This is a genomic window from Cytobacillus solani (assembly GCF_006704205.1).
Lineage (GTDB): Bacteria > Bacillota > Bacilli > Bacillales > Cytobacillaceae > Cytobacillus > Cytobacillus solani.
In genome coordinates, this window is sequence record NZ_CP041305.1 from 3,230,036 (window position 1) to 3,244,624 (window position 14,589).

The window sequence follows — 14,589 nt, forward strand, 5'->3', positions numbered from 1 at the left end:
TTTGAAGGCGAATCCAACTATATTGGATTCGTCTTCCTATGTGTAGTTAGGAGGGACTAGCATGTTTAATACATATGAAGAAGCAGTTACTTGGATACACTCTCGCTTAAGACTTGGAGTGAAGCCTGGGTTGAAAAGAATGGAATGGATGATGGAGAAGCTGGGTCATCCTGAAAGAAGAATGAAATCAATCCATATCGGTGGAACAAATGGAAAGGGTTCAACATTAACATATCTTCGCCATATTCTTCAGGAATCTGGCTGTTCAGCAGGGACTTTTACCTCTCCCTATTTCGAGCAATTTAATGAAAGAATTGCATTGAATGGTGTTCCGATTCAAGATGAGGATATTGTTCGGCTGGCAAATGATATTTACCCGCTTTCCGTGGAACTGGAAGCGACTGATCTCGGCGGTCCGACTGAATTTGAAATCATCACAGCGATGGCGATGCAATATTTTGGTCATGTACAGCCAGTGGATATTGTTCTATTTGAGGTTGGACTTGGCGGAAGGTTCGATTCCACTAATATTATCTTTCCGATTTTATCCATTATTACAAATATCGGTTTGGATCATACAGGCATACTCGGATCTACCCATGCAGAAATTGCTTTTGAAAAAGCCGGTATTATTAAACCGGGAACGAGCATCATTACGGCAGTAAAACAAGAAGAGGCTAAGAAGGTTATTGAAAATAAAGCACTTGAAATGAAGGCACCCTTGTATTCTCTTGGCAGCCAGTTTTCAATTGAAGGCCATCACTCAACAACGATCGGGGAAATATTTTCGCAAGTAACACCTTTTCGTAAATGGAGTCATTTAGAAATTTCTATGGCAGGCAGCCACCAAACAGAAAATGCCTCATTAGCGCTAATGGCCGTGGAGCTATTAAATAAATACTATTCTTTCTTAATTGAAGACGAGCATATATACTCAGGTCTGAAAAAGGCATACTGGCCTGGCCGGTTTGAAACGATTTCAATGGATCCATTGATTATTATTGATGGGGCTCATAATGAAGAAGGAATCACAGCATTAGTAAATGAATTGAATAAGCGCTATTCTGAAAAGAAAATCAGAATCATCTTTACAGCTCTTTCTGATAAAAAATTGGATAAGATGATCCTAAATTTAGATGCGGCTGCAGATAAAATCACCTTTGTAAGCTTTGATTTTCCAAGAGCAGCAAGTGCAGAATCTTTATTCAGCATAAGTCAAAATGAAAATAAGCATTACGCAACGAATTGGAAAGCAGCAATAGATGAGGAAATCCATTCTCTTCGAAGCGATGAAGTCCTCGTTATTACAGGATCTCTATACTTCCTATCCGAGGCGAAGCCATATCTGTCTGAAGCTGTAAACAGGTAAAATGAAGAAGGATTCGTGTGACATCATTTTGAAAATTTGGTAAGATAGTCATATTGTATGACAAATGACCTATAAATGTTTTGAGGAAGGGGGATATAAATGGTGAGTTTGCTTAAGAAAAGGATTACTTGGATTATTTGGTTACTAGTATTTCCGTTAGGTCTATGGGTAACTTACCAAAATTATCCTCCTCAAATCTCTGGTCTCGAATTAGATGTATTGCTATTCTTATTGCTTGCTTCATTTGTAGCAGCTACACCAATGATTATAAATAGATCTCCTGTATTTTTAATCCAATGGGTTTCCTGGGCGGTCTTTTTATCATTTGGTCTGTTTGTTGAATTAGTAATCATCCAAGTTGCACTCATTGTTTTACTTATCCGCGTTAAGCTTCCTAGTAATGAATTTTTTCGAGTTCCGTTAAACTCTCTCATGTTCTTTCTTGTTTCTCTATTGAGTGGTATTTTTTATTACTCACTTGGTGGGAAAACGGGAATCCATATAGGTGAGTTACATGATTCTTTTTGGCTTATCGTAATCTATCCTATTACTAATTACCTTTTGAATCATTTCATCATCATTATTATAAATCTACTAGTTTATAATGGTCGTAAAAATATTTTTGGAAAAGACTTTGTTTGGGAGACGGTTGCAACATTGATAACCTTTCCAATCGGTTTTGTCCTATACACGCTCTATATAGAAATCGGACTTATTGCTGTTTTGTTCGTTGGTGTACCATTTTCTAGTCTATCGATTATTTTGAATCTTTATTATTCAAGCGATAAAATTAATGGTTTTTTACAAAAGGCCACTGAAATCGGACACCAGCTAGCAGAAAAATTAATCGTAAATGAAGTTCTCGACTTATTTATTGAGAAGATAACAGAGATGCTTACCGTCGATAGCGCATACATCCTTGATGTGGTAGATGAAAAGGAATTACAGATTCTTCGTTATATAGAAAAAGGTGAAGTAATATCATCATATGCTGGCTCGCTTACAAAGAAAGAAGGAATAAGTGGACTAGTTTGGGATCAGCGTAAGCCGATGTTATTTCATAAGAAGGAAGAATGGAGCCATCTTTCCAAAGGCTATTTGCCTGATACGATTGAGAGTGTCTTAAGTGTTCCAGTGATTCGAAATAATCAAGTAACAGGGGTTTTGGTACTTGCCTCGACACAAAAAAGAGCATATGAGAAGTCCCAGCTAATGATTATCGATATCCTTTGTTCACATTTTGCAGTAGCAATCGAGAATGCTAGACATTACGAGGAAACAAAGGCACAAAGCGAGCGCTGTGCGTTAACACAGCTTTATAATTACCGTTATTTTGATAATCTATTAAGCAGAGAATTTGATCGACTTGAAACCTTTGAAAGAGAACAGTTATCACTGATTATTCTAGACATCGATCACTTTAAATCAATAAATGATACATACGGTCATCAAAGCGGCAATGAAATTCTTTGCCAGCTTGCCGATAAATTAGGGCAATTAATAGGTGATAGAGGAACGGTCGCTAGGTATGGAGGAGAGGAATTTATTATCCTTCTTCCAGATGTGACAAAAGAAGATGCACTTATAACAGCAGAAACCATCAGGCAAACGATTGCCTTACATACCTTCACACTGACACAGCATATGGAGTGGGATGGGAACCCGCTTGGTGTAAATATCACAGCCTCAATTGGTGTTGCAGCTGCCCCACATGATGCAGAAGATTCCCTTTCTCTCATCCGTCACGCTGATCGAGCTTTATATGTTGGCGCGAAGAGAGCTGGACGGAATCGGGTGGCGGAGTATGTGAGATGAAGATCCCAGTGAGCAGGGGTCTTTTTTATGGTAGAAAACCCTAGGCTATGCCCAGGGTTTAAAAAAGTTTTCAGCATGGAATTAAAAGCTCATTGTAATGTTAAATTAAATGAGGTTCGTTAAAAAGTATTAGTTTATATATCAAAACATGTGAGTAAATACAGATTAGAATTATTAATATTACACTTCTTTACGGACTACAAATTTTCTTGAATGTTACCGTTAGTCACTATAGCACGTCTAAGGTTAATGTATTTTGTAAGTCCCATTAAATAAGTGGTAGTTGATACATTATTAATATTTATAATTATAATCTGCAGTTATTGAAGGATCACCCCAAGAAATGGATGGGCCAGTATTTCTGGAGCATGCACCACCATCTTTAAATGCTTCATCACCTTTAATTACATTATTGTTGTTACTGTTCTTAGCATAAACTTTACTATTAGAGTTATTATTAAAATTATTTTCAATTTTTAAGTATCCATTGATACAGATAATAGAATTAGATCCTATATCTAATCCTTTTATTACAGCATCTGAATTAACAAAAATCTTGGAATCATTCATTCCATTTATTTGCCCGAAATTTGCTTTATATTTATCTACATAAATGGTAGATCTTAAAAGTTTCATATTATCAAAGCTGGCATTTCCTCCGATTTCTATTATTGAATCAGTTAGTCCATTTCCATTAAAATGGCCGAAATTTGCTGCTCCATTTACATGTATTTTTGACTTATTTAGGCTATTCATATTTCCAGTTGTCATACTTCCTAGTATATATAGTGTTGAATTATTCATATCCTTGTTATTCATATTCTGAAAGTGTAATGCCCCAGTAACTTTAAAAATTGATTGGTCAAACTCTAATTTATCATTTTGATAAAAGGTTTTACTTCCATTTATTTGACACACTGTATTTGTAAAGTCAGTCTGACTATTACTGCAGATTTTTAAATTTCCTGGATCAGCAATTTCATTCCCGGAGGGTAATTTTAATTCTTGGTCTCCATTATTTTCTTCACCTTTGCCATCTGATGACATTAAATTACTAAAGTCAATCGTCATTGTTGTGCCTATTGTGGTACTTTTGTCGTTCTCAGTACCTACACTATTAAAAGTAATCCTGATATCCTTTCCATTTGAATGGATATCATTTTCACTATATTGAATATTAAATTTTGCGTTTGGTTTCCCATCAATAGAAATTGATGTTTGCTTTAATTTAGATTTAAATTGTTCTATCATTAAGACTATTGCATACTGTATATATTCATCATCTGGTTTAAATATTCCATCCTTTATATCTCTGTTGCGTGCCTCTTTTACTTGGGCGATAATTGATTGGTGATTAGATTTAAAAACATTTTGAACTGCTAGTTGAAAATACGTAACACCCATTTCGGCAAGCGCAACAGACTGTGATTTGGTTTCAATAACTTTATTCTGCTTTACATTATTTGCTGCTTGTCCCATAAATGAAAAAGCAAGAATCATAAATATAGTCATTGTTAATAGAACAGCAACTAGTGCATATCCCTTTTCATTAGAAACCCGCATGGATTATCCCCCACCTTTCAAGCGGTATAGAACGGTATCTATAGAAATAGTATTATTTGAATTTTTTTCGTTAACAGTGATAGTTAATGGAGTATCATTTTTATTTGGTATTACATTATTAATAGATTGTGTAAAAAAATCTAAATGGCTATCGTCAAAAGTAATTTTATGTGTCGACCCCTTTTTATCTTCATAGTCAACAATTATGATTCCACCATTTGAATGAATGGAATAGATTTCTGCGGTTTGATGAATTTTTGTTAATTTGGAAATGATAATATTTGCCTCTTGCTGCATTTGATTTTTGGTTACAGCTATATTAGAATATTTTGTTCCTTGAAAAAAAACACCCCAAATAATTACTCCGATAATTGAAAGAATGGCTATTGCTGCTAATAATTCAACTAAAGTAATTCCGCGTTGATTTTGATTTAACATTGCTAACCTCCTAGTTAACAATAATATATCCATAAGTTTCACTGATTGTTGTTTCTCGATCGTTTTTAAGTTTAATATGAACTAAATATGCTTTTGAAGGGGTAGTATTTAAGTCAGGAGTCTTTTTAATTTTAATTTCAACATCTAATTTTCCTTTTTTATTTTTAAAATAATAGTAATTAGCATCATTATGGTAATAACCAGATAAGGCACCACTCGATGGATCTGCAAGGAATGTTTTTAAATTATCCCCTTTTTTTTGCCAATCAATTAATAATTCTTTTACATCATTCACTGCTTGCTGTTTGGTCCCATTCTGGTTGTTCAACATTCCCATCTGGGGGAAAAACTTCATTGCTGTTACAAGGATAATCGTAAGAATTACTATAGATAAAAGAATTTCTATTAGTGTCATTCCTTTTTGATTACGTAGAAGCATTATATATTTCTCCTTTATCCTCTATTTTATTAAAGAGAAAATAGAAATTCTTTGAAGATAATAAGTTTTGATTAATCCTTCATTTTTCTTCCTCTTCCCAACTTGCTAACTCTATTATACAATAACTAGTATACTAAATTTGTGAAAAATAGGATAAAAGTTATATTTTTTTGGAAAATTGCCACAATTTGTATGTGTATCAATAATTTAAAATTATATACTCTTTATATGTTTAATCAAATATAAGATTGTACATCTTTTAGGGAGGAAAAAATGGAGAATTTATTACTAGCAGTAATATCTTTAGTTATTCTAGTCCCTATTATTTATTTTTTGCCGCTCGGTCTTTCATCGAAAGGAAAAATACTCGTTATTATCATTTCCTTTTTTCTGGCAAATTTAGGGCTACTAGCTCAATTATCCTTTCCATTGTGGCAGACTAGTTTAGTTCTGTTGGTTCTAGTTTTTTTGTCTTCGATTGTGATTGATTCAAGACTGAAAAAGGTTATATATCCACCACTTTCAAAGAAAAAGGATCTTCAATTAGAAGATGTTATGACTCAAGATGTAATAGAGCGTGAGAGAGTTTTTTTTGACAATGAATTGTTTGATTCACAAAATGGATCAAAGGCTTCTAGCAGGAAAACATCGAACCTTGTTAAAATAATAGCTTCTCCTTCTGAAATGAGAACAGATGATTATCGAGAAGATGTATTAATAGATGAAATTACACCTGAAGTAAAAATAGAATCTCTAAAAAAAGAAGTTTTTCAAAAGCAATTATCATTCGAAAAAGATAATTTACCAGAAGAAGTAAAGTTAATTGAAGATAGTGGCGAAGACTTTGAAGAGGATATCTCCTTCTTATTTAATAGAGAGGAGCTATTTAAAGAAAGTTTTAATGGGTATACCCATCAAACTCAAGTGAAGGAAGAAGATTTAGGGTATATGTCGGAGATTGAAAGAATGATAGCAGAAACCGATAGCAGTGGACAAACTGAAAATATTGAACTTAATCTATTAAATTATCAGCTCGAGGAAGTTGCAGCAACAAAAGAAATTAATAATGAAACTAGTAATATAACATCACTTGATAATGACGAAATCCAAGTGTTAAAGCTCGAAAAAATAGAACCAAGACTGGAGACAGCAGATTCTATAGAAGATGATGAACCGGTTATTTGGGAAGATGTAATTGAACCAATTAAGATATTTAAAATAAATAACAGCAATCAGGGAGGGTAGTTCATATGGGAAATAAGCAGACAGTTAGATTGTTTCTTGTTATGATCTTCTCTACCGCCTATATTTTCAGTTTCTCCCATTTTGGTGTCTCAGCTTACGATGCCATAATGAATAAAAGCAATTCATTTGATAATGGTACGTTTATTGGAACGGTAGATGTCTCAGGGAAAACAAAGTCTGAAGCGATGAGAATGGTTGATGAACAATTAACGAAGTGGCTAAATGGGACCACTATTTTTCTTCATTTTAAAGAAAAGATGATTGAGTTTAACGTTCACGATATCAGCTTTGATATTGAGAAAACTGTCAATAATGCTCAGCAAGGGAAAAAAAATAAGCTAATGGTTACTACCGATGAAGTAGGGGTATTATTAGAAGAACTTTCACCAACCATTACAGCTGATGAATATAATATTGAAAAAATTAATAGTGAAATTTTAAATATAGCTAGTTCATTACAAATAGAGCAATTTAATTTTAAAATAGAAGATTTTCTCTTGGATACAGCCTCTCAAAATAAACAAGTAATTAATCAGGTAACATTGGACTTGAATACGATTGATTTTGATGAGAAATTTATGGAGCAACTGAAAGATTTTGATATTGAACCATCTTCTCAATTTTCCCTTCTTTCTCAAATGGATGAATTAGGATTAGGCGATGCCTCAATTGAAACGATGAATATCTTAGCTTCAAGTATTTATGAACTGATATTGCCAACAAACTTCTTAGTTATTGAAAGACATATCAGTGAAAACCTGCCAGCATATGCAAAACTGGGATATGAAGCTAAGGTGAATCCTGAAATGGATATGGATTTCATTTTTATGAATGAGAATGCTGGACCCTATAAAGTCTATTTTGAAAAGACGAACTCAAATTTAGTTATTTCGTTAATAGGTCCTAGTTTTTTAAATCAGTATAAAATCTTTGAGAAGGATGAGAAAACCTTTAAGCCAAAAACGATTGTTCAATTTAATCCACAACTAAGCCCAATTGAAAAGAGTGTCAAAACCAAAGGGAAAGAGGGGCGTTTCGTACGGATATATCGCGAGACATATGATGAAAAGGGCGAAAGGTTAAAGGAAGAGAAGGTATCTGAAGATTTCTATCCGCCAGTCCATCAGGTTGAGGTTCGCGGATTAATAAAAGATGAGAATACTTCCAGTACCGATAACAGTGATACAAATGGTGAATTAGAAAACCAGACAAGTCAAGCAACGAATGATGATGCGGATTTAAATCAAACAAATAATGAGGAGGAATCTGCTCATCAAGGAACACAAGAAATAAATTCTAATGATGATAATGATCTTTGGGGAAAGCCTAATGAGACATTTAAATAATGATCGTCGAAAAGCGTGGTGATAGCATGCAGCAAACCCGAAAACGGCTTGGGGATTTACTTGTTGAATCCGGCCTGTTGACCGAAAATCAATTGCAAACAACATTAAAAGAAAAAAGCCAGGGACAAAAACTTGGAGATGCATTGTTACAAAGAGGCTATATTACAGAGCAGCAATTAATTGAGGTATTAGAGTTTCAGCTCGGTATCCCTCATATTAGCTTATATCGCTATCCGTTCGATACTAAACTTTTCAATCTGGTACCAAAGGAAATAGCAAAAAGAAATCAATTAATTCCATTAAAAAAAGAAGGGGACAAGCTTTTTGTTGCAATGGCTGACCCGATGGACTTTTTTGCTATTGATGATTTACGTCTTTCGACAGGATTTCAAATTGAGACAGCGATTGCCACAAAGGATGATATTTTAAGGGCAATCAATAAGTATTACGATATTGATGAGGGCTTTGAAGAATTAATGGGAACCCTTCCTGAAACAAGATCTACTCAGGAAGAAAAAATCAACGATCAGGACTCTCCGATTGTTCGTCTAGTCAATCAGCTTCTATCTAATGCTGTAGTATTGAAAGCAAGTGATGTGCATATTGATCCGCAGGAAACTAAAGTCGTCATTCGCTATCGTATTGATGGGATTCTTAGAACGGAAAGGGTATTGCCAAAGCATATGCAAAGTTTGCTTATTGCTAGAATAAAAATTATGTCCAATCTTGACATAACAGAGCACCGGATCCCACAGGATGGCAGAATTAAGGTTAATCTAGATTTCCACCCCATTGATCTCCGTGTATCTTCTTTACCGACTGTTTTCGGTGAAAAAATAGTTATGCGGATACTAGATTTAGGAAGCTCCTTAAATGATATAAACAAACTAGGATTTAATAAATTGAATTTAAATCGATTTATGAAAATGATCGAAAAACCAACAGGGATTGTCCTCATTACTGGTCCAACAGGGTCAGGGAAATCTTCTACCTTGTATGCTGCTTTAAATAAGCTTAATAGTGAAGAAGTAAATATTATTACTGTTGAAGATCCAGTCGAATACCAAGTAGAAGGGGTTAATCAAATCCAAGTAAATCCTAACGTCGGGATGACATTTGCAACAGGGCTTCGCTCCATTCTCCGCCAAGACCCCAATATTATTATGGTCGGGGAAATTCGCGATAAAGAAACGGTGGAAGTAGCCATCCGCGCATCACTGACTGGGCATTTAGTGTTGAGTACAATTCATACAAACGACTCATTAAGTACAGTGACAAGACTCGTTGATATGGGAGTAGAACCATTCCTAGTTGCTTCCTCGTTAAGTGGGATTGTCGCACAGCGGTTAATACGGAGAGTGTGCAGAGACTGTGCTGAAGAACAGGTTCCTTCAAAGCGTGAGGTTGAAATATTTGCAAAACGTGGAATGAGAATTGATAAAATCAATCGTGGCAGAGGGTGTTCTTCCTGCAGTATGACTGGTTATAAAGGTCGGATTGCCATCCATGAGGTACTTGTCATTAATGATGAAATGAAACAAGTAATTATGAATGGAGAATCCTTTACGAAACTTCGAGAGTTAGCCATCAAAAATAAAATGATTTTTCTTATTGATGATGGTTTATTAAAGGTAAAACAAGGATTAACAACTACTGAAGAAGTATTAAGAGTGGCAATACCTGAATAGAGGTGCAAATGATGAAAGAAATGATTGACCATTTGCTTCATGCAGCCTTTGAGCTGAAAGCATCAGATATTCATTTAACGGTGGGGGTACCGCCGATTATGAGGATAAATGGGGATTTGAAGAAATATGGGAAGGAATCGCTGAAGCCGGAAGATACGGAAGGAATGGCAAGAGCGATCATTCCTGATCATATGTGGGAGCAATTTAAAGAAAAAGGTGAATTAGATTTTTCCTATGGGATTCCGAAAGTATCCAGATTTCGCGTGAATACGTATTTCCAGCGGTCATGTATTGCCCTGGCAATTAGAATCGTTCCGACAAGAATACCGACAATAGAGGAATTGGAATTGCCGAATGTATTAAAGCGAATTGCTGAAAAACCACAAGGGCTTGTGTTGGTAACAGGCCCAACCGGGAGCGGAAAATCAACAACCTTGGCATCTATGATTCAATATATGAACCATCATATGAGAAAGCATATTATTACGCTGGAAGATCCAATTGAGTATCTTCATAAACATGGAAATTCAATTATCGATCAGCGAGAAGTTGGTTTTGATACGAATAATTTTGCCAATGGACTTAGAGCATCCTTAAGACAAGATCCTGATGTCATACTTGTTGGGGAAATGAGAGATTTAGAGACGATCCAGACGGCGATCACTGCAGCCGAAACGGGGCATTTAGTTTTTGGAACCTTGCATACGTCAAGTGCGCCAGCAACAATCAACCGAATTATTGATGTTTTTCCGCCGTCTCAGCAGGCACAGGTTAGAATTCAATTGGCTTCTGTACTTGTATCCGTTATTTCGCAGCGCTTATTTCCAACGATTGATAAAAAAGGGCGGAGAGCTGCAACTGAGATTTTGATTAACAACTCGGCTGTTGCTAATTTGATTCGCAATGAAAAAATCTATCAGATTGTTAATATTATGCAGACTTCAAGGGCATCTGGCATGCATACGCTTGAAACAAGCATCAAAGAACTTGTTCAATTAGGAGTTATTTCAAAAGAAGCAGCAGAACCATTCATACAGGAGATGCTGAGTTAAAATGGCAAGATTTAAATATACTGGACGGGACAGGAAAGGAAAGCTACAAGGGGTAATAACAGCTTCTTCGAAGAGAGATGCCATGCAAAAGCTTGGGAAAAACGGGATTAAAGTATTGGAAATGGTTGAAGTTCAAGAGTCTATTTTGACAAAGGAAATTTCTATCGGTTCTCCAGTGAAGCTTGAGCATATGGTCATTTACTTGCGACAGTTTTCTACACTTCTTAAAGCAGGTGTTTCTGTTGTTGATTCAACCAATATTCTTGCAGCACAAACGGAAAGTAAAGGCTTAAAGAAAGCACTTCTCGATATTGAGCTAGAATTACGTGAAGGGAAGCCGTTATCAGATTCTGCAGCCAAGCATAGAAAAATATTTTCTTCGATGTTTGTTAATATGGTACGTGCCGGTGAAGCGGGAGGAAGTATGGATGAAACACTTGAACGTTTAGCCATTCACTACGAAAAGCAGCATACGACAAGGTCGAAAATTAAATCGGCACTTGCCTATCCGATAGTAGTCGGGATAATCGCAATAGCCGTTGTTATTTTTCTTCTTGTATCGGTTGTTCCGACATTTGTGGACATGTTTGCTGATTTCGGCGGAGAGCTCCCAGCTATTACTCAATTTGTCTTAAATGCCAGCGAATTTATGCAGCGCTTTTGGTGGCTGGTCATACTCTTGGTTGGCGGCTTAATTGGAGGGATAATTTTTATTCAACAGAATAAAAAGACAAAATATTATCTCGATTATTTCGTCCTGCGAATTCCAATATTCGGGAAAATGATGCAAAAAGCAGTATTGGCTCGGATGACGAGAACATTAAGTTCGTTGTTTACAAGTTCTGTCCCCATCCTTCAAGCGATGTCCATAGTTGAAAATGTCGTCGGAAACGAAGTCATTTCCCGAGTAATCCGTGCGTCACGGGATTCATTGGAAAGAGGAGAGTCCTTAACAGATCCAATGAGAAAGCACTGGGCATTTCCTCCACTTGTTACACAAATGATAGCGATTGGAGAAGAAACAGGCTCCTTAGATGCCATGCTTGGAAAAGTAGCTGATTTCTATGAAAGAGAAGTAGACACGAGCACAGATCGGATAAAATCTCTAATAGAACCATTAATGATTGTTGTATTAGCTGGCGTGGTTGGTGTAATTGTCTTGGCGATCATGGTACCGATGTTTGAAATTTTCAATCAAGTAGGATAGTAGATTTAGTAAATGAAAAATGCCAAAAAAAAGTAATAATTTTACTGGGGATAATGTGATATTCTTCATAGAAATATGATACAGTAAAATTGAAATAGTAAAATATAACTAGTAAAAGGGAGAGGAAAGTATGTTAAAGAATCTGAAGAAACGTTTAAAAGATCAGCGTGGATTAACATTAGTAGAATTACTTGCAGTTATTGTTATTTTGGGGATTATTGCGGCAATTGCGGTGCCAAGTATTGGGAATATTATTGCTAAATCAAAATATGATGCAGCAAAGGCGGATGCAATTCAAGTTTTAAATGCCACTAATTTGTACATTGCTTCTAGTGGCGTTAAAACAGATACAATAAAATCAACAGATTCTGTTGACACTCATAAATTAGCTGATTATCTAGAGAACGTAACACCTGATGGTCTTGAATCTTATACCGTAACTATTACTAATGGAAAAGCAACCATATCAGCAATATCTAAACATCCTGCAAAGAAGGTAGATGCCCCTACATTTAACGGTGGAATTTCCGATATTAATAAGTTAACATATGATAGCCCAGGGACTACACCAGATCCTGATTCTAACCCAAGTTCATAATAGAATATAAGATTGAATTGGATTTACTTAATTGAGTAACTTATATATTTGGGAGTGTTAGACTTGAATATCTTATTAATATTAATCCTAATTTATGGTCTGGCACTCGGCTCCTTCTACAACGTAGTCGGCCTTCGAGTCCCTGTCAAAAAATCAATCGTCAAACCACGCTCATCCTGTCCAAACTGCAATCATCAGTTAACAGTAATTGAGCTCATCCCTGTGCTATCCTATATGATTCAAAGGGGAAAATGCCGCCAATGCAAGGCGCGCATTTCTCCTATTTATCCAATGATGGAACTGATAACAGGGCTACTATTTGTTTCAGCACCGCTCGTGATAGGCTGGACTGCAGAGCTAGTTGTGGCATGGACGCTCATTTCATTATTGATTATTATTTTTGTTACTGATATTACTTATATGTTGATCCCTGATAAAATTTTAGCAGTGTTTGCAGGGATTTTTTTAATAGAGAGACTGCTGATTCCTCTCTCCCCGTGGTGGGATTCCCTTTTAGGTGCAGCAATTGGTTTTACCCTGCTGCTTGTCATAGCCATCATTAGTAAAGGTGGCATGGGTGGAGGGGATATTAAACTATTTGCTCTTATTGGTTTTATTATCGGTACAAAGGCGATGTTGCTAACTTTTTTTCTTGCTACTTTATATGGTGCCCTTTTTGGAATTGTAGGGTTATTATTGAAGAAAGTAAAAAGAGGAAAGCCAATTCCTTTTGGCCCATTTATTGCTGCAGGTACTTTAACAGCTTATTACTATTACGATGCGATAATTGAAGCGTATCTGCAATATTTATCATCAGGATTTTAATGAGGGGTTTTACTATGTCTCCTAACTTCTTTTCTCCCAAAAAACGTGTTATAAATATCATCATTAACGATCATTCCATTCGTTTTTTAGAGCTAAAGCAAGCAAATCCCCCGATTCCTTCTAAATGGGGAGAACGCTACCTACCGGCTGGGATTATTAACAATGGGAAAATTAATGATTATGAAACTCTTTCCACGATTTTAGAAGAGTGTATAAATGATTGGAAGCTTCGGAATCGACAAGTCCGTTTTTTAATCCCTGAATCATTTGTTATCATTCGAAAAGTCACCATCCCTGCTGATGTGAAGGATGACGAAATCAAAGGCCATCTATATTTAGAGCTAGGTACGAGCATCCATCTTCCATTTGATGAGCCTGTTTTCGATGCAGTTGTTTTATCTGAGGACAAAGAGAAAAAGGAAATACTAATTTTTGCTGCTCAAGAGGAAAGTGTTAAAGAATATTCTAATCTACTATCAGACAACAAATTAAAGCCAATCGAAGCTGAAATTTCACCGCTTTCGATCTATCGTCTTTTCTATCATCTAAACCAAGCAAAGAAGAATGAAGATTTACTTGTTGTTCAATTTGATTTAAACAACGTCAATATTTCTATATTTGAAAATCAATTTCCAATTTTTATGCATCATATGCCAATTGAATTTAATGATTCAAAATGGGAAAAACAGCTGAATCGGAGCGGAACATATGAAATGACTTATAATGGTGAACCGGACGATTTGGTTTATCAATTTGATGATATCTACAAAGAAATTAGCCGTCTGATGGATTTTTACCGTTATTCCTTACACAAAGGACAAAAACAAGTTTCAAGGATTTTATTAAATGGGGATTATCCATTGCTAGCAAAGATAAAAATGGACTTGGAAAATCGTTTTGAAGTTCCATTAGAAACTTTTGCTTATGATGAACTTGTACCTTTGGAACAAAAACTGCCTCCAACACATTACCTAGCACTGGGGCTCGCATTAAAAGGGGTGTAA

13 protein-coding genes are annotated in these 14,589 nt (G+C 35.6%); 10 read left to right on the forward strand and 3 right to left on the reverse strand.

The annotated features are described in order from the left end of the window. Positions 1–61 precede the first annotated feature (61 nt). A complete protein-coding gene (locus FI644_RS16135; protein WP_053477184.1) occupies positions 62–1,369 on the forward strand; it encodes a bifunctional folylpolyglutamate synthase/dihydrofolate synthase in 1,308 nt (435 codons plus the stop codon). Between the two features lie 99 nt (positions 1,370–1,468). Further along, on the forward strand, positions 1,469–3,184 hold the full coding sequence (locus FI644_RS16140) for a sensor domain-containing diguanylate cyclase (RefSeq protein ID WP_082620694.1): 1,716 nt from the start codon (positions 1,469–1,471) through the stop codon (positions 3,182–3,184). Between the two features lie 294 nt (positions 3,185–3,478). Here FI644_RS16140 and FI644_RS16145 read toward each other — a convergent pair whose 3' ends face one another. The 3 genes from FI644_RS16145 to FI644_RS16155 are packed head-to-tail and all read right to left on the reverse strand — an operon-like array spanning position 3,479 to position 5,624. Next, entirely contained in the window at positions 3,479–4,747 is a 1,269-nt protein-coding gene (locus FI644_RS16145) for a type II secretion system protein (RefSeq protein ID WP_053477183.1), read from the reverse strand. A gap of 3 nt (positions 4,748–4,750) precedes the next feature. Beyond that, entirely contained in the window at positions 4,751–5,185 is a 435-nt protein-coding gene (locus FI644_RS16150) for a prepilin-type N-terminal cleavage/methylation domain-containing protein (protein WP_053477182.1), read from the reverse strand. A gap of 10 nt (positions 5,186–5,195) precedes the next feature. Next, a complete protein-coding gene (locus FI644_RS16155) occupies positions 5,196–5,624 on the reverse strand; it encodes a type IV pilus modification PilV family protein (RefSeq protein WP_053477181.1) in 429 nt (142 codons plus the stop codon). Between the two features lie 273 nt (positions 5,625–5,897). Between FI644_RS16155 and FI644_RS16160 the strand changes: the two genes are divergently transcribed. The 8 genes from FI644_RS16160 (at position 5,898) to pilM (ending at position 14,589) form a co-directional block, all read left to right on the forward strand. After that, positions 5,898–6,869 carry a hypothetical protein gene (locus FI644_RS16160; protein WP_142108605.1) on the forward strand — a complete coding sequence of 324 codons (972 nt, stop codon included), beginning with the start codon at positions 5,898–5,900 and terminating at the stop codon, positions 6,867–6,869. A gap of 5 nt (positions 6,870–6,874) precedes the next feature. Beyond that, positions 6,875–8,215, forward strand: coding sequence for a G5 domain-containing protein (locus tag FI644_RS16165; RefSeq protein ID WP_053477179.1), 1,341 nt, complete (start codon positions 6,875–6,877; stop codon positions 8,213–8,215). A 26-nt stretch (positions 8,216–8,241) separates the two neighbouring features. Beyond that, entirely contained in the window at positions 8,242–9,903 is a 1,662-nt protein-coding gene (locus tag FI644_RS16170; RefSeq protein WP_142109051.1) for a GspE/PulE family protein, read from the forward strand. An 11-nt stretch (positions 9,904–9,914) separates the two neighbouring features. Then, positions 9,915–10,955 carry a type IV pilus twitching motility protein PilT gene (locus tag FI644_RS16175; RefSeq protein WP_053477178.1) on the forward strand — a complete coding sequence of 347 codons (1,041 nt, stop codon included), beginning with the start codon at positions 9,915–9,917 and terminating at the stop codon, positions 10,953–10,955. Between the two features lies 1 nt (position 10,956). Continuing rightward, positions 10,957–12,162: a type II secretion system F family protein gene (locus FI644_RS16180; RefSeq protein ID WP_053477177.1), complete on the forward strand. Its 1,206-nt coding sequence runs from the start codon at positions 10,957–10,959 to the stop codon at positions 12,160–12,162. 130 nt (positions 12,163–12,292) lie between these two features. Continuing rightward, positions 12,293–12,760: a type II secretion system protein gene (locus FI644_RS16185; protein ID WP_053477176.1), complete on the forward strand. Its 468-nt coding sequence runs from the start codon at positions 12,293–12,295 to the stop codon at positions 12,758–12,760. A 63-nt stretch (positions 12,761–12,823) separates the two neighbouring features. Next, the gene (locus tag FI644_RS16190; RefSeq protein WP_053477175.1) at positions 12,824–13,585 is read left to right on the forward strand and encodes a prepilin peptidase; all 762 of its coding nucleotides are present in this window, start codon (positions 12,824–12,826) and stop codon (positions 13,583–13,585) included. Between the two features lie 14 nt (positions 13,586–13,599). After that, positions 13,600–14,589 carry a type IV pilus biogenesis protein PilM gene (pilM, locus tag FI644_RS16195; RefSeq protein ID WP_053477174.1) on the forward strand — a complete coding sequence of 330 codons (990 nt, stop codon included), beginning with the start codon at positions 13,600–13,602 and terminating at the stop codon, positions 14,587–14,589.